This window comes from Helicobacter valdiviensis (assembly GCF_003245365.1).
Classification (GTDB): domain Bacteria; phylum Campylobacterota; class Campylobacteria; order Campylobacterales; family Helicobacteraceae; genus Helicobacter_D; species Helicobacter_D valdiviensis.
Genome location: NZ_NBIU01000024.1, coordinates 1 through 22,269, shown reverse-complemented (window position 1 = coordinate 22,269; position 22,269 = coordinate 1). Strand labels below are relative to the sequence as shown.

Sequence of the window (22,269 nt, the reverse complement as noted above, 5' to 3'; positions counted from 1 at the left end):
TTATACAGCAAAAGAAGCTTTAAACTCTTCTAATGCTTTTTTAAGAGTTTCCTCTATATCTTTATCCAACATTTTTTTAGAACGGATATCTTCAAAAATTTGTGGATATTTTGCTTCTAAGAATGGATAAAGATTTGCTTCAAACTTGGTAATGTGTGAAACCGGAACATCATCCATATATCCTTGTGCACCTGCAAAAATAATCACAACTTGGCGTTCAATTGGTAATGGAGAGTAAGGTGGTTGCTTCAATACTTCAACCATTCTTTGACCGCGATCTAATTGCTTTCTGCTTGATTCATCTAAATCTGATGCAAATTGTGCAAATGCTTGTAATTCTCTATATTGAGCCAAATCAAGTCTTAGAGTTCCTGAAACTTGTTTAGTTGCTTTAATTTGGGCAGCACCCCCAACACGAGAAACAGATAAACCAACATTGATAGCAGGCCTAATACCTGAATTAAACAAATCTGTTTCTAAGAAAATTTGTCCATCAGTAATTGAAATAACATTTGTAGGAATATAAGCTGCAACATCCCCCGCTTGTGTTTCAATAATAGGTAATGCAGTTAAAGAACCCGCACCAAGCTCATCACTCACTTTAGCAGCACGCTCTAGCAATCTTGAATGTAGATAGAAAACATCTCCTGGGAATGCTTCACGACCTGGAGGGCGTCTTAAAATCAAAGACATCTCACGGTAAGCTACCGCATGCTTACTTAAATCATCATATACAATCAAAGCATGACGAGAATTATCTCTAAAATACTCACCCATAGTTACGCCTGCATAAGGAGCGAGGTATTGCATAGCAGCAGAAGTAGAAGCAGGTGCATTCACAATAATAGTATATTCCATTGCTCCATGCTCTTCAAGCTTTCTTACAACTTGTGCTACTGTTGATTCTTTTTGTCCGATTGCTACATAAATACAAACTACATCTTGTCCCTTTTGGTTAATGATTGTATCAATGGCCACAGTTGTTTTACCTGTTTGTCTGTCTCCAATAATTAGCTCTCTTTGTCCTCTACCAATTGGCACAAGTGCATCAATAGCTTTTAAACCAGTTTGAAGAGGTTCATGAACTGATTTTCTTGACATAATCCCTGGTGCTTTTTCTTCCATAAAACGATATTCGCTTACCTCAATAGCACCTTTGCCATCAATAGGCTCTCCCAAAGCATTCACAACACGCCCCATCAAGCCATCACCTACTGGAACACGCAAAAGCTTTCCTAATCTTTTTACAGATGTGCCTTCTTTAATATCTTTTCCAGCACCTAAAACTACAACTCCAACACTGCCTTCTTCTAAACTTGATGCCAGTCCTTTATCACCTGTATCAAATTCCACCATTTCATAAGACATTACATTCTTAAGACCATATACTTTTGCAACTCCATCTGCATATGCTATTACTTTACCAGTCTCAGCAATATTCAAGTCAAGCTCAAAGTTATCAATTCTTTCTTTGATGATCGAGCTAATTTCATCGGCTTGTAATTTCGCTACCACTATTACTCCTTAAAAATAAAATTAAAATGCTTTTAAAATATGACTTTTTAAATCTTGAATCAATTTCTCTTTAGAAAAAGAAATTTCCACCCCAAGATCTTCTACAACAAGTTTAATACCAGCATTTTCTACAACATTTTGTTCTAATGCTAGTTTAACACCTAACTTTTTACCAAACTTCTCTTCAAACTCTTTTAGCACACTTTCTTCGTATGCACTAGGAGTGATGAGAGTTGCAATATATTCTTTATTTAGCATTGCAATATAAGAGGCAACTTCTATGCAAAGCTGTGGCAAAATTTCTAATCTACCATATTCAGATAAGAGTTTAATAAAATTTATTTGCTTAGGACTAATTTTGTTTTCTAAAATATTTTCCAAAATAAATTTTTCTTTCTCCTGCATACTCACACTAGGTGCAGTTAAAATTTCTCTAAATTTAGCAATCTCAAATGCCGCTCCCAAAAGAGAAAGCATTTTTTGCAATTCATACATCTCTTCTAGCGAAGCACCTTTTGCATAAGCTTTAATATATCTTTTAGCAATTAATTCTTTCATTTACGCCACCTTTTTTAATAGTGCATTGCCTAGCACTTCTTTATCAAGAATAATTGCTTCTTTATTTAAAAACTTATCTAGAGTGGCTTCAATCACACTAGCTTCCACCTTGCGTCTCTCATAACTCATCTCTTCATTAAAGTGTCTAATGAGGTTTTCAATCTCATTTTTTGTATTTTCTTCAATTTTTTGAGCAATCATTGCTGATTCTTTATGAGCAGTCTCAATAATATCACTCGCCATTTTTTTGCTTTCTTCTAATTGCTTTAATGCCTTTTGCTTTTCTTTATTGCTTTCTTGAAGTTTCTCTTCAATTTTAGCTAAAGACTGTGCAATCCCATCTCTACGCTCTTTAAAAATCACTTTAATTTTATCTGCACCAAAATAATACACTAACGCAAAGAAAATTACAAAATTTATAGTTCGCTCTATAATATCTGCTTCTCCACCTGCCCCTGCAGCATACACAAAGCAAGGAGCTAACAATAAAAACAATAAAATTTTTTTCATTCTTTCTCCTTAAATGTTTTTTAACTTGCTTTGCAAAGCAGTTTGAAATTGTGGAACTTGTCCTAACAATGTCTCTTGCAATCTTTCTTTCTCATCTTCTAGCTCTCTTGTAAATTCAAGATATTTTTGCTGAAGCTCTGACTTTTTTTGAGAAATCTTAATTTCCGCCTTCTCTTTTGCTACCTCTTGGGCTTTGCTCTTAATATCTGCAGCTTCTTGCTTAGCTTTTACCAAAACTTCTTCTGCTTCCATTTTAAGCATTTTAATTTCATTAGTATTGCCTTCAATCCCCTCACTATCTCTCTTAATAGAAGCATCGCGAGCATCCATAAAACCAATTAAAGGCTTGTATAAAATTTGATTTAACAAATAAATTAAAATCAAAAAAATCACTAAAACTAAAGCCATTACCCAAGGAGTTGGGATAATAGTCATTTTAACTCCTTTCATTCACAACATAAAATTTTATTCTAACACTAAAACAGCTAAGGTTTTCTTAAATTCTAGAGTTGCTTAACAATTCAACAAATTTATCCACCTCCTTATCGTTACTAAATTCTACAATGAAACGATTTTTAGTAAAATTTGCCTTAACTTTTTGCTCTTTTAACAAATTACATATTTGTTTCATTTTTACTTGATTATCTTTTGAAATTTCCAAAATAGGTTTATCGGTAACAGTTTTTTCCTTATTTTTGTGACTTTTAATTAATTTTTCACTCTCATGCACACTTAATTTTTGTCCTATAATGGAATTGGCAATAAGTTCTTGCTCTTTTGCAGGAAGAGTTACTAAAATTTTTGCATGTCCTTGTGTAATTTTATTTTCAAGTATATATTGTTGCACTGCTTCACTAAGCTCTAATAATCGCAAAGTATTTGTGATTTGCGTCCTTGATTTAGAAAGCCTTTTTGCCAACTCTTCATGAGTAATCCCATAGCTACTAATCAATTCCTTATAAGAATGTGCTAAATCTATAGGGTTTAAATCTTCTCTTTGGATATTTTCAATCAAAGCAAGCTCGCGTAACTTTTCTTCTTTAATATCTACAACTATAGCTTTAATACTATCTTTCCCAGCTAATTTACTTGCCCTAAGTCTTCTCTCTCCTGCGATTAAGAAATACTTACCCTCTTTATCGCCCTCATACACAATAATTGGCTGTAAAAGTCCATGCTCTTCAATAGAAGAAGCCAACTCTTGCAGACTTTCTTCATCAAAAATGCGTCTTGGTTGCATTGGATTTGGCAATACATCTTCAATATCAAGTTCCACAACTAATCCAGAATTATCACGCAAATCATTTTGGTAAGCTTCCTCTACCTCACCTAAAATCGCGCTAAGACCTCTACCTAAGCCCATATTTTTTTTAGCCATTAAGCCCTCTTTAAAATTGCTTTTGCAAGACTTTGATAAGCAATATTGCCTTGCGAACGCACATCGTATAAAATCACTGGCTTACCAAAACTTGGAGATTCTGCTAATTTTATATTTCTAGGAATAGTTACAACATTGCTTGTATTGTTTTCTTTAATAAGCTTACTATCAAAATGTTGCAATAAATCAGCCAATACCTGCCTTGAAAGATTATTTTGCGAACTATACATCGTAGGCAATAAACCTTTAATTACTAAATCAGGATTAATTTCTTTTTTTAAAATATTAATAGTGTTAATAAGTTGTGCTAATCCCTCAAGTGCAAAAAATTCACATTGTATAGGAATAATCACAGAATGTGAAGCACTTAGAGCATTTATGGTTAAAGGGCCAAGTGCAGGTGGAGAATCTATAATCACATAATCATAAGTTTCCATCACTTCTTCAATTTTCTTTTTTAAAATCAACTCTCTACCATTGCGTTTTTGCTGGCTATAAAACTCTTTTTCAATACCTACCAAACCTATATTAGAAGGCGCTAAATGCAAAGTAGGAATAGAAGTTTTCTGAATGATTTGTGAGAGCTTTTTAGTTCCTATTAAAACATGATAAATATTAAACTCTATAGTATTACGATGAAATCCTAAACTCGTCGTTGCATTAGCCTGTGGATCTGCATCAATTAAGAGCACTTTTTTTTCTTCAACAGCCAAAGAAGCTGCCAAATTTACAGCAGTCGTCGTTTTACCAACCCCACCTTTTTGATTAGCAATAGAAATAACTTCACACATCAGCATTCCCCATTATCTCAAACTATAATATCGTTTCCCATTTGAAAGAATTGAACCATCTTCACACAATATTGCATTCTCTAATGAAAGCTTCTTATTGTCAATATGAAAACCAAAATTCAAACTTTTAAAGAATTCTAACCTATATTTACTAAAAATTTGCTTCCACGACAGAGTTTTTTCTATTCTTTTTATGAATTTTTTTAAAATCTCTCCTTTTGAAACCCTAATATCTAGCATTCCAAAAGAATTTTGTGCTACTTTTAAATTAAGTCCAATTCCTACAATAATTACTTTTCCAATTTTAGAGCATAAAACCCCACCTATTTTTTTATCTTCTAAATACAAATCATTTGGCCATTTTAACCAAAGTTTAGAGCCAAGCTCCTCTAACCCTTCTTTAAACAAATAACCAAAATAAAGTGAAACAGATTCTAAGGGCAAATCTTTAGGAAGATTTTCTAAAGGCAGAGCACAAGAAAAATAAAGTCCCTCTTCAACCTCTTCCCATGAGTTTGCACGGCTTCCTACACCTTTTGTTTGTCTTTTTGCTAATACTAAAATGGGAGCTTGCAAGGAATTGTTTTTAAGAGAATCTATCAAAAAAGTTTGGGTGGAAGGCAAAGTTTCAAATTCAAGAATTTCCATCTAGCTTAAAATATCTCCCACTTTCAATCTTTTTCCTTGCAGATAATCATAAGCATTCATAGGCTTTTTAGAAGGTGCTTGGATAGTGCTTACAAAAATACTTCCCTTTTTGCAACCTAGGAGAATTTTATCTCTTTGGATTTGCAAAATCACTCCTTCTTGATTATTGGATTCTTCTTCATTTAATTGGATATTTTTAATTTTAATTTGGTTTTGCAAAGAGATTTCTGGCCACCCTTCATATGCTAAAGATTTCAAAAACACCTCTTTAGCATTTTTTAACTCTATCTTCCCATCTTCTTTTTTAATTTTTTTACACAAACTCTTTTTGCATTCTAGTTGTTTTAGAGGGCTAATTTTATCTAGCCCAATTTCTAAAAGCTCTAAAGTAAGTTGCGCTGCCTTGCTTGAAAGTTTAGAAAACAGCTCCAAAGCACCCTCATTTTGATTTTTAAAAGCCAAAATCCCTAAAATATCTCCGCAATCAAGTCCTTCTTCCATTTTCATAGCAGTAACCCCAAAATACTCATCTTGTTCTAAAATTGCACTTTGGATAGGACTTGCACCGCGATATTTTGGCAAAATAGAAGCATGCAAATTAATACAAGGTGCTAAATCAAGTATCCTTTTAGGCAAAATCTTCCCATAAGCAGCCACAACAATAACATCACAAGAAATTTGACTAATTTTTGTATAAAATTCTTCATCTAATTTTGAAGGCTGTAAAATAGGAATTTTATTCTCTAAACCCTTACTTACTAGCAACTCCTTAGTATGAGGCATTTTAAGCTGCATATTTCTACCCGCTTTCTTATCCTCTTGTGCTACAAGTGCTACAATCTCATGCCTTTGCATAAGTGCTTCTAATATCACACTTGCATACATAGGAGTTCCCATAAAAATTATTTTCATTTCTCTATTACCTTTTTAAAATGATTTAAAAAATCATAACAAAAACGCTTTAAATAAAGTTTAATCGCGATTCTAATTTTATTTATTTAAATTATTTTTAAGTAATTGATTTAATTCTATAATTCTTTCTTTATTTAGATTTAAAATTTCCTCTAAACATTCCAAACTTTTTGGCGGAAGATATTCTAAAAGTTCTATAAGCTGTGGATAATTCGCTCCTGATTGGAAACTATAAATTTTACTCAATATCTTTAAATTTTTCTTCTTATTGTCACTAAAGAGTTCTTGTTCAAAAACCCCTAAAGCATCGGCAATGAAAGGTATCATATCTGCTTTTATGTCTATATTTCCATTTAAATACGCATAGATACTTGAAAGCGTGGGAATTTCACCTGTTTTATTTGCCCTCATTCCTAAATTTATCAAGCGATTGGCTAGTTCTTTTTTGCTGATATTTTTTTCTTTTAAAATTTCATTGATTCTATCGACAACTTTCATTTTTCTACTTTTAATCTATAGTTTATCTGTAATTTTAAGCCAGTTTATTATTTTAAAAGTATAATTTAAGTATCGATTATCTATAATTTTATCGTTTTTCAATAAAAATTAGGAGTCAAATTTGGCAAAACTATCTATCATCATCCCTTTTGGAACGAGTAAAGAGCGACCCTATATCAAAGAAAGGGTGATAAACAAGGCTAACGAGTATAAAAGTGATGATTTAGTTGAATATATTTTCGTAGAAGGCTTTTCATCTTTAGAATATCCAGAGCTTAAAAACTTGATTGAAAGCAAAGGGCATCGTTATTTTAAAGATGAAACTCAAATTTCAAATTTTTTGCAAGGACAATGCAGAAATTTAGGCATTATCCATGCAAAAAGCGATGTAGTGATGTCTTTAGATGTTGATTGTATGATAAGCAAAAAAAAATTTAGAAAATATTTTAGAGTTAATAAATATAAAAGAAATTGATAAAAATCCTAATGCTTTTTTAGTTTTACCCTGCGTGTTTTTAAATGAATTTGGCACTGAAATTTATTTAAATCAAAATTTTTACAATAAAGATATGCTTTTTCAAAATGATTTTATTAGTGGAAAGCGGGAATTTATTGAATTTTTTATGAATGCCTCATCATCTATTGTTCTAAATCGCTTTAAATTTTTAGAACTGGGTGGCTATGATAAGGATTTTGAGGGCTATGGTAGTGAAGATTTTGATTTTTTGGTTAGACTTTTAAAAAAATGTGCTAAGTTTGAAGCAATGCCTAGCAATTTAGATTATTTTGCTAAAAATTGGGAGTTCAGTGAATTTAAAGGTTTTAGAGCTTGGTTTTCTCTAGTAGCACAAGAAGCAATGTTGCAAGGAATTTACATCTACCATCTTTGGCATACCAAACCTAACCAAAACAAATACCTTAACAACAAAGAATTAAATCATAAAATTTTCATTAAAAATTTGCTAAATAAAAATCATTTTATAGAGCCTTTATCTTCTATTCCTTTAAATCTTACAAAAAATCTTGCTTTTTTTAAAGAAAATTCCACTTCCCATCGTATTTTAAACCAAATTAGTGTCTTTATAGGAGAATGTATTTATAAATTAGAACAAGATTTTTTTGACTGCACAGCAGATAGATTGGTTTTTAATAAGCAAGCTTTTATGGATTTTTTAAAAACAAATGGAATTTCTAATATTATTTTATTTAATCCTTATGGCAATGAATTAAGGTTTGAAATTTATAGTTTTTGCAAAGAACAAAATATATCCTATATAATTTGGGAGAGAGGTGCGATAAATGATAGTTGGTTTTTTGATACTAAGGGCTTCAATTACGATTCTGCCTCATATGATGAAAAACTTTGGAATAAAGCTTTAAGCAAAGAGCAAATCTCAAAAACCAAAGCTTTCATTGAAAATGAGCTTTTTAACAATGAAAATTTTCTTGAAAAGCAAGGCTTGAGACAAAGCAAAATTAGCCTCCAAAGACAGCTAGGAATCCGCCATAAAAAAGCAATCTTTATCCCCTTGCAAGTGCCAAGCGATACGGTGATTAAATACTTTTCTAAGCCACCTTTTGATTATCAAGGCTTTTTAGAGATTATAGATAAACTAGCTAAAGATTTTATAAAACAAGATGTGGTTTTTATCGCTAAAAAACACCCCCTAGATTTAAGCTTAAATAAAAAAGCATATAAAAATTTACTTTTTGCACCCGATGATATGCATTTTTTAGATCTTTTACAGATAAGCCAAGCTTGTGTGTTAATAAATTCTGGTGTTGGATTGTATGCTTTAATGATGCAAAAGCCTTGTATTATCTGTGGGGGAGCATTTTATGCTTTTAGCAATTTAAATATAAGTGTAAAAAATGAAAATGAGCTTAGAGCTTCTCTTAAAAGTATCTTAAAGGGCGATTTTAAAGTAGATGAAACAAAAATGCTTCGCTTTTTACATTATCTAATTTTTGATTTTTATAGTTTTGGAAAAAGCTATTATAAAATCATCAACAAACAAGATAGGCAAATTAATGCAGTTGTAGCAATAGATTTTTATAAAATTATTATTAAAGAGACAAAATATCTCCAATGCACCCATGCAAAAAAGATGAGTTATAAGCTAGATTCTCCTATTTACAAGTCTTACCTTTTTGAGATTAAAAATACAAAAACAAAAAGAGATTTACAAGATAGCACCCTAGTTAATCTAATAGAATCTAAAATCTATCATACAAAATTTTATAGACTTGCTAGAAAACTTTTCAATAGACCTAGAGATTTTATAATAGATAGCAAAAACCCTCTAATAAAGCCTTTAAAGCTTATTTTAGCTCTTAGGCATACTTAATTAAGTTTGCTTATTCTAAATTTGTTTATCCAGCTTACTTATCTAACTTGCAAGGAACAAATAATGTCCCTTTTTCCCATACTCCACTTTCTATACCTTGCAATAAAAACTCTCTTACAAATTCTAATTGATACCCACTTGTTAAAAACATCTTTTTGTTATTCTCTAAAAGAAAATTGGCAGCTTTTAGCTTGGTTACAATCCCACCTGTGGCAAATTGATTATGTGGGGTAGCATTAGCTTCTAATTCTTCTTTGGCAATAGAGTGGATTATCTTATACATTTTGGCTTGTTGGTTTGTATGAGGATTATCATCATAATAACCATCAATATCACTTAAAATCACTAAAAGAGAGGCTTTAAAATAATGCGTAACATAAGCTGAAAGCTGATCATTATCTCCAAAACCTAGATATTTAAGCTCTCCTGTTGCAATCACATCATTTTCATTCACAATAGGTAAAACACCATTTTTTAAAAGCACCTCCATTGCGTTTCTTGCATTTTGTGTGTGTTTTCTTGAATCAAAATCATAGGCAGTAAGCAAAATTTGCGAAGTAATAATATTATATTTTTTAAAAAGTTCCGCATACAGCTCCATAAGCAAGGGTTGTCCAATAGAAGCTAAAACTTGCTTATTTGTTAAATCACTCTTATCCAAAGACAATCTTGTATATCCCGCTGCAACAGCCCCTGAAGAAACCAAAATCACTTCATACTTTTCTTTTAAGTCAAAAATAAGTTTTGCTAAGGCTTCCATTCTGTGTAGATTAATCTTTTGATTTTCTACTAAAATAGAGCTCCCCACTTTAATAACAATCCTGTTTTTAAGCATTTCTTTTTACACTCTCATATAAATATTTCTTCAAAATTTCTAAATTTTTCCCCATAACACTAGAAATTCCTAGCACAAATTGTGGAATATTTTTATCAAATTCCAAAATATACTCTTCTTTAGAAGTTTGGATATAAAGCTCCTCTTCTTCTTTTTTAAGTTTAAAATCAAATTCTTGTAAAAAATCTTCTAATTTTTGAGAAATTTCTCCCTCTTCTAACACATCAAGCTTTGTAAAAATAACTCCAAAGGGACGCTTAGATAACTCTTGGCTAAACTTTTCTACTTCTTCTCTTAAAGTTTTAAACTGCTCTGCTATTTCTCTATAATTTGAAATATCAATCACAAATAGTAAAAATCTTGTGCGTTCAATATGCTTTAAAAACTCTAAACCTAAACCTTTTCCCTCGCTTGCTCCTCCGATAATCCCTGGAATATCTGCTATCACAAAAGAGCGAAATTCTCCCACATCTACAATTCCTAACGAAGGAATTAAGGTAGTAAATTCATAATTTGCAATCTGCGGTTTTGCATGTGAAAGCACGGAAACTAAAGTAGATTTGCCCACATTTGGAAAACCTACCAAACCCACATCAGCTATCAATTTTAACTCCAAGCGGATTTTTTTATCAATCCCTGGCAACCCTTTTTGTGCGTAAGTTGGGCGTTGGTTTGTAGCACTTTTAAAATGTGCATTCCCCAGCCCTCCTTTACCTCCTTCTAAAAATAAAACCCTCTCTCCATCTTGCAATAAATCTAATAAAATTTCTCCATTTTCTAAATCTATTACCTGAGTTCCTGGGGGAACGATAATTTCTAAATCTTCCCCTTTTTTGCCATACTTATTTCTTCCAAGCCCTGGTTGTCCATTTTGTGCCTTGAAATGTTTGTGTCCTCTAAAATGCGATAAAGTATCTGTATTTCTATCTACTTTAAAATAAACGCTACCGCCTTTACCACCATCTCCGCCATCTGGACCACCATTGATGACAAATTTCTCTCTACGAAAAGAAACTGCACCTTCGCCACCTTTTCCAGAGGATACAAAGATTTCAACACTATCTACAAACATTAATTACCTTAATTTTTGATTTTTAAAGACACTCCCCAAAGGGAGTTTTGAAGAATTTTAAGAAGCAGGATAAATAGAAACTTTTTTACGATTTCTATCTTTTCTTTCAAATTGAACAATCCCATCAATTAAAGCAAAAATAGTATGATCTTTACCCATACCTACATTGCTTCCTGGATGCACTTTAGTGCCTCTTTGACGGATAATAATATTTCCTGCTCTTACGAACTCCCCACCGAATTTTTTCACACCTAAGCGGCGTCCAGCTGAATCTCTATTATTCTGAGTACTTCCCTGACCTTTCTTGTGTGCCATTTTTACTCCTTAATGCAGCAATCTATGCTGAAATTTTTACAACACGAACGCGTGTAAAATCTCTTCTAAAGCCTCTTTTGGTTTTACTATCTTTTCTACGACGCTTTTTAAAAGTGATAACTTTCTTGCCTCTGCCCTCATTGATAACTTCTAATTCCACTTTAGCACCACTTACATAAGGCACTCCAAGCTTAATATCGCTATCTTCACAGATTGCTAGAACTTCATTCACTTCAACTTTTGACTTTGGCTCAAGGTTTAAGCAATCAAGCAAAATAATATCGCCCTCACTCACCTTGTATTGTTTGCCTCCATTCTGAATGATTGCATACATCTACAATTCCTTAAAAATTTGAAGTTATTTTATTAAAAAATAAAACGCATTATTCTAGCTTTTTTTTTATTAGGCTTTCTTTAAAAATTTTTAAAAAACTATCGTTTTGTTTTTATAAACAAATATTCTTTCTTCTAAAGCCAAATTAAGTGCCTTAGCCAAAACAATTTTTTCTACATCGCGTCCATTTTTTTGCATTTCTTTCCAAGTGAGTGCATGATTAATTTTAATAATATCTTGATAAATAATAGGTCCCTCATCTAGCTCATTATTTACAAAATGTGCTGTCGCTCCAATAATCTTAACACCCCGCTTATGAGCTTGTTTATAGGGGTTTGCTCCAATAAATGCAGGCAAAAAGCTATGGTGGATATTAATAATTTTCCCCTCATACGCACTTACAAATTTTGGTGTTAAAATACGCATATATTTTGCTAAAACCATATAATCAAATGTATAATTCTTAAGCTCTTCTAGGACTTTTTCTTCATGCTCTTCTCTAGTTAATCCCTCACTAGAAACACAAATAAAAGGGATATTAAACTTTTGCACCAAAGGAGATAAATCCTCATAGTTAGAAATTACCGCCAAAATATCCGCATTAAGCTCTCCGCTATCATAGCGTATGAGCAAATCTCCTAAACAGTGATTTTCTTTAGTGCATAAAATAACAATTTTACGCCTTTGCATTTTTTTAATTTCTATAATGGCTTCTTTAGAAAGAATTGCACTAATTTTTTTATGCAACACTTCAATATCACATTCTCCAATAAATTCAGAACGCATAAAAAAAATATTGTCTTCTCTTTCAACAAATTCATCATTCTTTAAAATATTCAAATCCAATTCAAATAAAATATTTGTAACTTTTGCTATCAAGCCTTTTTCATCAGGTGTTTGTATTTTTAAAGCATATCGCATCAATAATTCCTATTTAAATTTTCATACACTTTAGAATAAGCATTTAAAATCCCACTTGCTATCCCTTTAGAAATGCTTTGTCCCAAAAATTCATTGAAAAAATCTTCTTCTTTTTCTAGCCAAATGGGGTTAGAGATTTTTGCAAGTTCTTTTAATTTTTCTTGTGCTTTATAAATATCTCCCACCTCATCAATCAAGCCTAGCTTTAAAGCTGTATTTGCACTCATAATTCTACCTTGTGCAAACTCATTTTCATTTTCAACTTTCAAACCGCGCGCTAATGCAACATCCTCTACAAACATTCTATATTGCTCTTCTACAAGATCTTTTAATAAGCCCTCTTCTTCTTTGCTCCATTCTCTTGCAAATGTGCCTGCCTCTTTATAAATCCCTGCTTTTAGTGTTTGGGATTTAATACCTATTTTATCCAATAAAGGACTAATATCCACACCTTCTATAATCACGCCAATAGAGCCCAAAAGCGAACCCTTATTAGCCACAATGCTATCTGCCCACATTCCTGCCATATAGCTACCACTAGCCATCACACCTTGTGCGTAAGCAACTACTGGCTTTTTGCTCTTTAATCGTTTAATAGCCTCTGCTATCTCTACACTAGGAGCAATCGCACCTCCTGGAGAATTCACCACAAGCAATACACCTTTTATAGCATTATCTTGCTCTATTGCTTGAACTTCTTTTAAAAAGCTTTCACTCTCTATTATCATTCCACTTAAATCAACTCTAGCTAAATTTGCATTTTGCACTTTTTTGCCCTCACCTGCACTAAAAATCAAAAATACAACCAATAAAAATACTAAAGCTTTAAAATATTTCATAATAAAATCAAGCGGTGCTAAAAAAATCTTAAAAATTTTCAAAATCCTCTCCTTTTAAATTTTCAAAATAAATCTATAATTATAACAAATTATCTTTTTATTTGGTGCTATCAATTTTTAGACTATCTTTACAAATTGCTTTCAAAAAATAAAATACATTTTATATTTTTAAAACAATTCTTTTAAAATATCTCTCCCAAAAAGGAGAAATATTTTTAAGAAGAACAAGCAGATTTTCCAGTATTTACTGGTTGGATTTCTTTGTTGTCTGCTAGATTTTTAGCATTCACCTCTTCTATAAATTCCCATAAGCTTTTTGCTGCTTTTAGATATTCTTTGGCCGATTTAGATTCGGGATTAAAATATACAATAGGCTTTCCGCTATCTCCACCTTCTCTCACACTTGGTTCAATTGGGATTTGTGCTAGAGTTTGTGTGCCATATTCTTTAGCTATGGCTTCTGTTGTGCCTTTACCAAAAATATCATATTCTTCTCCGCAACCTGGACAGATAAAACCACTCATATTTTCAATAATTCCTGCTAGTGGAATTTTAAGCTTTTTAAACATATCTAATGCTCTTGCACCATCATCTAAGGCTACTTTTTGCGGGGTTGATACTGCAATTCCTGCAGTTACTGGCACACTTTGTGCTAAAGTTAGCTGTGCATCGCCTGTGCCTGGAGGCATATCAATTACCATAACATCAAGCTCACCCCAAAGCACATCACTTAACATTTGCTCAATCGCTCTAATAATCATAGGGCCACGCCAAATAAGGCTTTGCCCCTCATCATAAAGCACGCCCATAGAAATCATCTCTACTCCATAAGCTTGAAGCGGAATAAGTTTTTTAAGCTTTTGATCTACTTCTGGCTTATCTTTTTGTAATCCTAGCATTCTAGGAACATTTGGCCCATAAATATCTGCATCTAGGAGTGCTACTTTTTTTCCCTGCATTGCAAGTGCAATAGCTAAATTTACACTTGTTGTAGATTTACCCACACCACCTTTACCGCTACTTACCATTACAAAATTCTTAATTTGTGGGGCAAGATTTTTAGTTGTTGGCTGTTTGGGTTGCTGTGGAGCAGGCTGTTTAATATCAATATTAATCTTACTCACTCCTGCTTCATTAAGTTTTTTAGTAATGGTTTCTCTAAGAGCATCTGCCACATCATTAGAGGCTGAAGGAATTTCAAGTCTTAAAGAAACTGCATTTTCATGCACTAGCATTTCTTTTACAAATCCAAAAGTTACAATATCTTTTTCAAAATTAGGATAAATTACTTCTTTTAGCAAATTTAATAATTGTTCTTGATTCACTTTTTCTCCTTAACTATGTTGTTCAATTATTTCTTGTGAAATTTTATAGCTACAAAATTTTGGCCCACACATAGAGCAAAACTTCGCATCTTTAAAGACTTCTTGAGGCAAACTTTCATCATGGTATTCTCTTGCTCTCTCTGGATCTAGTGCTAATTCAAACTGCTTATTCCAATCAAAATTATACCTTGCATTACTCATTGCATCATCTCTCACCCTAGCATTGATTCTACCTCTTGCAATATCAGCTGCATGTGCTGCTATTTTATAAGCAATAATACCTTCTCTTACATCTTTTGCATTAGGCAATCCTAAGTGTTCTTTAGGGGTAACATAACAAAGCATTGCCACACCTTTCCAAGCTGCAATACTTGCACCAATAGCTGAAGCAATATGATCATATCCTGCTGCAATATCTGTTACAAGCGGACCTAAAACATAAAAAGGTGCTTCATGGCAAAGCTCTTTTTGAAGCTCTACATTGCGTTCAATTTCATTCATTGGCACATGCCCTGGTCCTTCAATCATCACTTGCACATCTTTTTCCCAAGCTCTTAGAGTTAGTTCCCCTAGAACCTTTAGTTCTCCTAGCTGTGCTTCATCACTAGAATCTGCCAAACAACCAGGACGCAAAGAATCTCCAAGACTTAAAGAAACATCATATTTTCTACAAATCTCTAAAATATCATCAAATGCCTCATAAAAAGGATTTTGTTTATGATAATGCATCATCCAAGAAGCCATAAGACTTCCACCACGACTTACAATACCCATTTTTCTTTTAGCTAAAGATGGCATATGCTCTAATAAGAAACCGCAATGGATTGTAAAATAACTTACCCCTTGCTTTGCTTGACGCTCCATTACTTCAAGCATTTTATCAATCGTAAGAGCATTAATATCATTTTTCACATCATGTAAGATTTGATAAATAGGCACTGTGCCGATAGGAACGCTAGAGTTCTTAATCACTGCTTCTCTTATACTGTCTAAATCCCCACCCGTGCTTAAATCCATAATGGTATCTGCACCATATTTGATAGATACTAGAGTTTTTTGCACTTCTTCTTCAATAGAACTTGCAAGTGCTGAACTGCCAATATTAGAATTGATTTTAGTCCGCACAGAAATTCCAATACCCATAGGTTCTAAGTTGGTATGGTTAATATTAGATGGCAATATCAAGCGTCCTTTAGCAATCTCTTTTCTAATAAGCTCTGCTTCTAGATTTTCAATATTTGCAACATATTGCATCTCTTCTGTAATTATGCCTTGTTTAGCATAATGAAGTTGCGTTTTTACTTTATCATTTTTGCGGGCTTCTACCCATTTGCTTCGCATTAGTTCTCCTTATAATGGATAGTTTATAAATATGCGTCCATAAAGTAGCAAAATAAAATTTAATTTTAGCTTTGCTCGCAAAAAAAATACAAAAAGTAAAAAAAGTTTTTAAAAATGTGTAAATTAAGCAAAGCCTAAAAAGCTAAGTTTTTAAACTTTACTAATATTTTTTAAAGAGATTAAATTTGTAAATTAAAAGAAATATTTTACTTCTACTCTAAATTCATTATATTTTTCTTTTAGCGTATGTTTGGAGTTATCAAATGCTATCGGCAATCCAGAATTATCCACACCTATAAAATCACTCGCAAACACTACATTTTTATCTGCTTTGGTAGTTAAAAAAGAATAATAGGTAAAAACTTGCAAGGATTTTGTATGCCAATAAGTAATATTTGGACTAATCTCATAAAAATCTATATCCCCACTTACTCCGCTTCTTGTAAGCTTATTTTTTCCGCCTGCATAATCAATCCCAATATTAAGATTTTCCAAAATATCATAATTTAAATTTCCATAAATCACACTCAATCTATTTTTATCATTAAGTGTTGGATTTCTATGAATTCCATAATTTGAAATTCCTATACCTATTCCTGTTGCTGCATTTTCAAACCAAATTTGTCCCACTTTTGAAAAAGCCCCTTCATTATCCAAAGACACCACATAACCTTCTTTAGTATTACCCCAATAACCCACTGTTACGCCAAGTGGAATATCAAATTTAGAAAAATCCATACCTGCTTCTAACACATAAAGATCATTATCTTTTGTCAATAAATTACCTTCATGGATTTGGCTTAAAAAAGATTCTTTACTATTATCTAGTTTTGTATAAGCATATTGTGCCTTTAAATTTAGAAGACTATTATCCCAAGAAATTTCAGCAAATGTTCCAAACTTCATAGTATCTTTTAGATTAAAAGCCCAAATTTGTCCGCCAAAATTCCCATAATTTGTTTCATAATTACTAATTGCACCTAGATGATAAAAAGGTTTTGTATAAGAACCATCACTCCCTAGCCAACCCTGATACACATCATCTAAACTAAAAGAATCATAAGCTCCTAATGCAAAAGTCCAATGAGGTAAATCTGAATTTGTTAGTAAAACTCCTGTGGCTCTGTCATCTAGTGTATCATTTAGCGGAGTATCCATAACCATCTTACCCACCTTTATACTTGTAGCGGTAGCTTCTGGAGTAATGAGTGCGTTAAATTCTCTTACACCAAACTTCCCATCACTTCCACTTCCAAGCCCACTTCCTAAGCCTTGAGTGCCATCAATCAATCCATTATCATCATAAAGCCCATTTCCATGGCTTACATTTTGGCTTCTATTATCATAACCTATTCCAAGATTAAAAGAGATTGCATTAACAATAGGTGTTTTAAAAAGCATATCAATTCTATAGGCATGATTTACAGAGCCTTTATCGCCATTATCTTTAATGAAGCCTTGATCTTTAAATCTATCATCTGTATAGCGATAGCGCAACATTCCACTAATATCTATTCCCTTAATTGCCTCTTCCAAGGGTTGTGCAAAGCCTATATTTGTAAATCCAATAATTGCTACTGAAGCAACCAAACTAAGTTTTAAAAATTTCATTTTTCTTCCTTATATTGTGTTTTTATCTCAAAGCAAAGTTTAGTAGATTATCCTTAATTATATTTTATTTTATTGTTTTTTGTAGATTCTGCAGATAAAAATTAAAATTTTGTAGCATTTTGTAATAAAAAAATTATTTTTGTAATACTAAATAGGGCATAAAAAAAGGCAAATAGAAAAATCTATTTGCCCTACAAAGAAAAATTAGAAATTATATCTTGCTTCAAAGCGAATTCTATCTCTTTTTTCTTTGCTTTGACCGCTTGCATTTGGATCATCTGTAATTAGTGTATTATCCTTATCGGTTGTCAAGAAAGAATAATTAACTGCAAATTTAAGAGGTTTAGAGTATTGCCAAGTAATGTTTGGGTTAATTTCTTGGAATTCTATATCACCACCAACTCTATCAGCTCTTCCTGGTATCCCTCTAGTTTGTTTATTTTTCCCATAGATATAATCAATACCAATATTTAAATTCTCTAAAATATCATAATTTAAATTTGCATACATTACACTAAGTTCATTAGATTCATATCCATGTGGCATCTCACCTGAATAACTATTAAACATGGAAATATCTACTCCTGTTGCAGCACTTTCAAACCAAATTTGTCCATATTTCTGGAAAGCACCCTCATTATCAAATGCAACAGAGAAGCCATCTTGAGTATTGCCCCAATATCCTACATTAAGAGCTACTGGAACATTAAACTCATGGAATCTCACACCTGCTTCTAGTGTATAAAGATCGTTTGCTTCTTTTACTCCACCTGCTCTATGTGAAGGATGAATATTTAAATAATAATCTCTCCATACAGAACCTTCATCATTATTAAGCTTTGCAAATGCGTATTGTCCTTTTAGGTGGAAAATATTATTACTCCATGAAAGCTCACCAAATCCACCTGCATCCACCATATCTTTTACACCATAAAACCATAATTGAGAACCAAAATTCCCATAATTTGTTTCATAATTGCTAATTGCTGCAATAGTATAAAGTGGCTTTGTGAAAGATTCATTTTTTGGAGTTAGCCAATAACCACCTTGGATATCATCCACACTCCAAGAATCATAAGCACCCACTACAAAAGTCCAATGTGGCAAATCTGAGTTTGTAGCTAAGATACCTGTTCCTCTATCATCTAGTGTATCACTAATAGGCATTGTCATAATCATCTTACCTACTTTTACACTTGTAGCAGTAGATTCTGGGGTGATTAGTGCGTTAAATTCTCTTACACCAAACCATCCATCACTTCCACTTCCAAGCCCACTTCCTGTTCCTGCATTATTTTCATGATTTACATTTTGTTGTGCATTATGGTAACCAATACCTAAATTAAAAGAAACTGCGTTAATCACAGGAGTTTTAAAAAGAACATCTGCTCTCCATTGATGCCTAGCATCACCTCTATCTGAATTGTCTTTTGTAAAATCTCTATCTTTATAGCGATTATCTGTGTAGCGGTAGCGTAGCATTCCACTTACATCAATCCCCTTAATTGCTTCCTCTAAAGGTTGAGCTAAACTTACAGATGAAAGTCCAGCGATTGCCACTGAAGTAGCTAAACTAAGTTTTAAAAATTTCATTTTTTACCCTTTAAGTTTAAAATAAAGTCGCAATTTTATCCAATTAAGGCTTAATTATTTTTAAGTGGTTAAAATTTTATCTTTTTTGTTTGCTAGTGTTACAATCACACCCACATCCACATCCCTTTTTTTTCTTAGGAATTAACTTAAAAACAAAATATCCCGCACAAACTACAAAAATAACGCCTAAGATAATTAATTCGCCCATGTTTTCCATGCTTATTTTCTCCAAAATCATAATTTTTGGCAATTATATACTATTAAAATTAAAAATAAGATTTACTATTATTTTTAAACTATCAAACTATCAAACTATCAAACTATCAAACTATCAAACTATCAAACTATCAAACTATCAAACTATCAAACTATCAAACTATCAAACTATCAAACTATCAAACTATTGAACTATTGAACTATTGAACTATTGAACTATTGAACTATTGAACTATTGAACTACAAAGTATTTAAAGTATATTTTATCATCTTTAAAAACAAATATTTTTAAAAGCTGGAAGCAAAAATTTTAAAAAACGATAGCCACAAAACCTCTTAATTATTTAATTAAACTATATAAGATTATCTAATAAATTAATAACCTACTCCCAAAATTATATATTCTTTATAATCTTGTTCTACTACACTTTTGTTTTACACTTTTCTTTAAAGCCAAAAATTCTAACTTTAATTTAAAGTTTATTTTTTCATAAAGCAACTTTTGCAAACAAATATCAACCAAACAAAAGTCATTTATTCTAAACTCTTGCATTAAAGTTTTATAGATAACCCCTCCTCCCAAGAAAATTTGTCAAATTATTTTACTTTTAACAAAAACAATAAAATAACATTCTTAATCAAAATATAAAAACAAAATCCTAAATAACCTTCTTGATAAGTTTATGTCCCTTATAAATCCCATAAGTTTTATAACTTCCATCTTTTAACATTAAAATCACTGGATATTCTTCTTCTACATTGCCCTGCTCCATTCCAGGACTTCCTATAGGCATACCCGGAGTTGAAATCCCTATCACATCTTTAGGTTTATTCTCTAGTAGCCATTTTAGTGCGTCTTCTGGAACATGTCCTTCCACAACATATCCTTGAATAATTCCAGTATGGCAACTTTGATATTCAGGTTTAATTTTATATTTTTCTTTAATCTTTGCAATATCTTCTGCATAAGTGCTTTTAACTTCATAGCCCTTTTTTACCATATAGTCTTCCCACACTTTACAGCATCCACAAAATGGACTATTATAAAGCTCTATTTTATCAGCCGCAAAAAGCCCCAATGGCATTACCCCAAATGCTAAAAATACACTTTTGGAAATGATTTTTTTCATTGCAATTTACTCCTAAAAACAAATAAAATTTACAAAAATTATAACTTAATAAAATAAATCATTATTTAACAAAATTTTAAGCAAATCCCAAAAAAGTAACTTATTTACAACAATTCTACAGAAACAAATAAATTTTATTATAAATTTACTATAATAATTTCTAATAATATTTATACTAAAATTAATTCACAAGTTTTTTAAGAAACAATTATATTCTAAATTTTTTTATTTTATTTAAATAAAATTAATCTTTTAGTTACCTATAAATTATTTCCATATTTTATCATTTTAATTTTGTTAAAATTAATAAAATTTTTATAAATTAAATTCTGTCATTTTCCAAAATAAAATTTTAATTTTCTGTAATTATAAAATACAATAATTTTAATTACCAAAATGCAAAATACCGATAAATTCACAAAAATATTTTATATTTTTAACAAAAAAAATATATAATTAACAAGTCCTTAAAAAATAAGGCAATCAATAAAAATAAATGGGAGAATTTTATGAAAAAATCAGTATCTTCTAAAATTATCTATTTAGTCGGTATTCTTTTTGCTATCGTTTTGATAGTTATAAGTGGCATTAGCTATTTTGGTGCCAAAGAAAGCAGTTTTAACTATCTTAAGGAAAATCAACATAAAGTTTTATATGATGTTGGCTACTTCTTTGAATTTTACTCTGACCTTAAAAGAGGAGCTATTAGTGGGCTTGGAGAATTTTTTGAAGATCCAAACACACCGCTAGATGAAAACAACATCTATAATGTTTTAAATTTAGCAAAAGATAATATGGGATTTGACACTGTATTTTTTGCTACACAAGATGGCATTACCTATCAATTTGATAGAACAAAAAGAAGTGCAACACAAGATGGATTTGATCCTAGAACGCGTCCTTGGTATATTGCTGCACTCAAAAGCGAAAAGGTTGCCGTAACAGAACCTTATAAATCTTTAACTACTGGACATTTTTCAGTCACTTATTCTTATAGTGTAAAACGCAATGGAAATGTAATTGGAGTAGTAGCAGGCGTATATAACTTAGAAAAATTTTCAAAAGATGTTCTATCTTTAGGACGCTCACAAAACTCTTATGTAGGCGTTTATGCACCCGATGGAACTATCATGTTTCATGAAGACACCAAAAGAATGCTTACCAAAAATACATTAAGCCAAAATATTGCACAAGCTTTTAAAGAAAATCCTGAAATTCTAAGCAAAGACAATGTAGAGCTTTTTGTCGTCAATAATGATCAAGGCATTCCACAAGCAGTTATGTGTAATGCAACCATTAATCCGCTTTTTAATATTTGTTCCATTACTGAAGAAAGCGTATATCAACATGCAAGTAGCTCTATATTAAAACGCCAAGTAATTGTTAGTTGTATTGCTATTGTTGTGGTTTTAATCCTTGTTAAATTATTTATTTCTCATCTTTTAAAACCCCTCTCCTCTATCCAAAATGGCTTATCAGGTTTCTTCTCCTACCTAAACCATGAAAGCAAAAATGCTCCTAAGCCTATTAATGTAAAAAGCAATGATGAATTTGGCATTATGGCTAAAGCTATTAATAC

Annotated in this window: 24 protein-coding genes; 3 read left to right on the top strand and 21 right to left on the bottom strand. The window is 31.7% G+C overall.

All coding sequences use genetic code 11. The features are described from left to right. From atpA to B6S12_RS07820, 9 genes are all read right to left on the bottom strand, one after another. Positions 1 to 1,515 (bottom strand): F0F1 ATP synthase subunit alpha, encoded by a 1,515-nt coding sequence (atpA, locus tag B6S12_RS07860; protein WP_111230248.1) that lies wholly within the window; start codon positions 1,513 to 1,515, stop codon positions 1 to 3. A gap of 21 nt (positions 1,516 to 1,536) precedes the next feature. Continuing rightward, positions 1,537 to 2,073 carry a F0F1 ATP synthase subunit delta gene (locus B6S12_RS07855; protein ID WP_111230247.1) on the bottom strand — a complete coding sequence of 179 codons (537 nt, stop codon included), beginning with the start codon at positions 2,071 to 2,073 and terminating at the stop codon, positions 1,537 to 1,539. After that, positions 2,074 to 2,583 (bottom strand): F0F1 ATP synthase subunit B, encoded by a 510-nt coding sequence (locus B6S12_RS07850; protein WP_111230246.1) that lies wholly within the window; start codon positions 2,581 to 2,583, stop codon positions 2,074 to 2,076. It lies immediately after the preceding gene. A gap of 9 nt (positions 2,584 to 2,592) precedes the next feature. Then, complete coding sequence (locus B6S12_RS07845) at positions 2,593 to 3,018, bottom strand: F0F1 ATP synthase subunit B family protein (protein WP_111230245.1); 426 nt, start codon at positions 3,016 to 3,018, stop codon at positions 2,593 to 2,595. Between the two features lie 61 nt (positions 3,019 to 3,079). After that, positions 3,080 to 3,961, bottom strand: coding sequence for a ParB/RepB/Spo0J family partition protein (locus B6S12_RS07840; RefSeq protein ID WP_111230244.1), 882 nt, complete (start codon positions 3,959 to 3,961; stop codon positions 3,080 to 3,082). Next, the gene (locus B6S12_RS07835) at positions 3,961 to 4,752 is read right to left on the bottom strand and encodes a ParA family protein (protein ID WP_111230243.1); all 792 of its coding nucleotides are present in this window, start codon (positions 4,750 to 4,752) and stop codon (positions 3,961 to 3,963) included. The genes B6S12_RS07840 and B6S12_RS07835 overlap by 1 nt, the downstream gene beginning before the upstream one ends. A 12-nt stretch (positions 4,753 to 4,764) precedes the next feature. Then, positions 4,765 to 5,400 carry a biotin--[acetyl-CoA-carboxylase] ligase gene (locus tag B6S12_RS07830; protein WP_111230242.1) on the bottom strand — a complete coding sequence of 212 codons (636 nt, stop codon included), beginning with the start codon at positions 5,398 to 5,400 and terminating at the stop codon, positions 4,765 to 4,767. Continuing rightward, on the bottom strand, positions 5,401 to 6,312 hold the full coding sequence (locus B6S12_RS07825) for a methionyl-tRNA formyltransferase (protein ID WP_111230241.1): 912 nt from the start codon (positions 6,310 to 6,312) through the stop codon (positions 5,401 to 5,403). It lies immediately after the preceding gene. Positions 6,313 to 6,390: 78 nt separating this feature from the next. Continuing rightward, positions 6,391 to 6,810 (bottom strand): helix-turn-helix domain-containing protein, encoded by a 420-nt coding sequence (locus B6S12_RS07820; protein ID WP_111230240.1) that lies wholly within the window; start codon positions 6,808 to 6,810, stop codon positions 6,391 to 6,393. A gap of 121 nt (positions 6,811 to 6,931) precedes the next feature. Between B6S12_RS07820 and B6S12_RS07815 the strand changes: the two genes are divergently transcribed. Next, entirely contained in the window at positions 6,932 to 7,285 is a 354-nt protein-coding gene (locus tag B6S12_RS07815) for a hypothetical protein (RefSeq protein ID WP_111230239.1), read from the top strand. Between the two features lie 34 nt (positions 7,286 to 7,319). Then, complete coding sequence (locus tag B6S12_RS07810) at positions 7,320 to 9,158, top strand: capsular polysaccharide export protein, LipB/KpsS family (protein ID WP_111230238.1); 1,839 nt, start codon at positions 7,320 to 7,322, stop codon at positions 9,156 to 9,158. 34 nt (positions 9,159 to 9,192) lie between these two features. Here B6S12_RS07810 and proB read toward each other — a convergent pair whose 3' ends face one another. From proB to B6S12_RS07750, 12 genes are all read right to left on the bottom strand, one after another. Continuing rightward, positions 9,193 to 9,993: a glutamate 5-kinase gene (proB, locus tag B6S12_RS07805; RefSeq protein WP_111230237.1), complete on the bottom strand. Its 801-nt coding sequence runs from the start codon at positions 9,991 to 9,993 to the stop codon at positions 9,193 to 9,195. After that, on the bottom strand, positions 9,986 to 11,065 hold the full coding sequence (gene obgE, locus B6S12_RS07800) for a GTPase ObgE (RefSeq protein ID WP_111230236.1): 1,080 nt from the start codon (positions 11,063 to 11,065) through the stop codon (positions 9,986 to 9,988). The genes proB and obgE overlap by 8 nt, the downstream gene beginning before the upstream one ends. Before the next feature lie 57 nt (positions 11,066 to 11,122). Next, a complete protein-coding gene (rpmA, locus tag B6S12_RS07795) occupies positions 11,123 to 11,380 on the bottom strand; it encodes a 50S ribosomal protein L27 (RefSeq protein ID WP_111230235.1) in 258 nt (85 codons plus the stop codon). 22 nt (positions 11,381 to 11,402) lie between these two features. Beyond that, on the bottom strand, positions 11,403 to 11,714 hold the full coding sequence (gene rplU / locus B6S12_RS07790) for a 50S ribosomal protein L21 (RefSeq protein WP_111230234.1): 312 nt from the start codon (positions 11,712 to 11,714) through the stop codon (positions 11,403 to 11,405). A 90-nt stretch (positions 11,715 to 11,804) separates the two neighbouring features. Continuing rightward, complete coding sequence (gene purU, locus B6S12_RS07785; protein ID WP_111230233.1) at positions 11,805 to 12,635, bottom strand: formyltetrahydrofolate deformylase; 831 nt, start codon at positions 12,633 to 12,635, stop codon at positions 11,805 to 11,807. Continuing rightward, on the bottom strand, positions 12,635 to 13,516 hold the full coding sequence (sppA, locus tag B6S12_RS07780; RefSeq protein ID WP_111230232.1) for a signal peptide peptidase SppA: 882 nt from the start codon (positions 13,514 to 13,516) through the stop codon (positions 12,635 to 12,637). The genes purU and sppA overlap by 1 nt, the downstream gene beginning before the upstream one ends. 173 nt (positions 13,517 to 13,689) lie before the next feature. Beyond that, entirely contained in the window at positions 13,690 to 14,799 is a 1,110-nt protein-coding gene (locus B6S12_RS07775) for an Mrp/NBP35 family ATP-binding protein (protein WP_111230231.1), read from the bottom strand. 9 nt (positions 14,800 to 14,808) lie between these two features. Next, positions 14,809 to 16,140, bottom strand: a complete 1,332-nt coding sequence (gene thiC, locus B6S12_RS07770) for a phosphomethylpyrimidine synthase ThiC (RefSeq protein ID WP_111230230.1) — start codon at positions 16,138 to 16,140, stop codon at positions 14,809 to 14,811. Between the two features lie 192 nt (positions 16,141 to 16,332). Beyond that, positions 16,333 to 17,751 (bottom strand): major outer membrane protein, encoded by a 1,419-nt coding sequence (locus B6S12_RS07765; RefSeq protein ID WP_111230229.1) that lies wholly within the window; start codon positions 17,749 to 17,751, stop codon positions 16,333 to 16,335. A gap of 204 nt (positions 17,752 to 17,955) precedes the next feature. Beyond that, positions 17,956 to 19,344 carry a major outer membrane protein gene (locus B6S12_RS07760; protein WP_111230228.1) on the bottom strand — a complete coding sequence of 463 codons (1,389 nt, stop codon included), beginning with the start codon at positions 19,342 to 19,344 and terminating at the stop codon, positions 17,956 to 17,958. Between the two features lie 76 nt (positions 19,345 to 19,420). After that, complete coding sequence (locus B6S12_RS11815; protein WP_425454662.1) at positions 19,421 to 19,552, bottom strand: FeoB-associated Cys-rich membrane protein; 132 nt, start codon at positions 19,550 to 19,552, stop codon at positions 19,421 to 19,423. Between the two features lie 667 nt (positions 19,553 to 20,219). Next, positions 20,220 to 20,690, bottom strand: coding sequence for a DUF411 domain-containing protein (locus B6S12_RS07750; protein ID WP_111230226.1), 471 nt, complete (start codon positions 20,688 to 20,690; stop codon positions 20,220 to 20,222). 509 nt (positions 20,691 to 21,199) lie between these two features. Here B6S12_RS07750 and B6S12_RS07745 point away from each other — a divergent pair. Then, on the top strand, positions 21,200 to 22,269 hold a 1,070-nt coding region (locus B6S12_RS07745), incomplete at its 3' end, for a PDC sensor domain-containing protein (protein ID WP_220083644.1).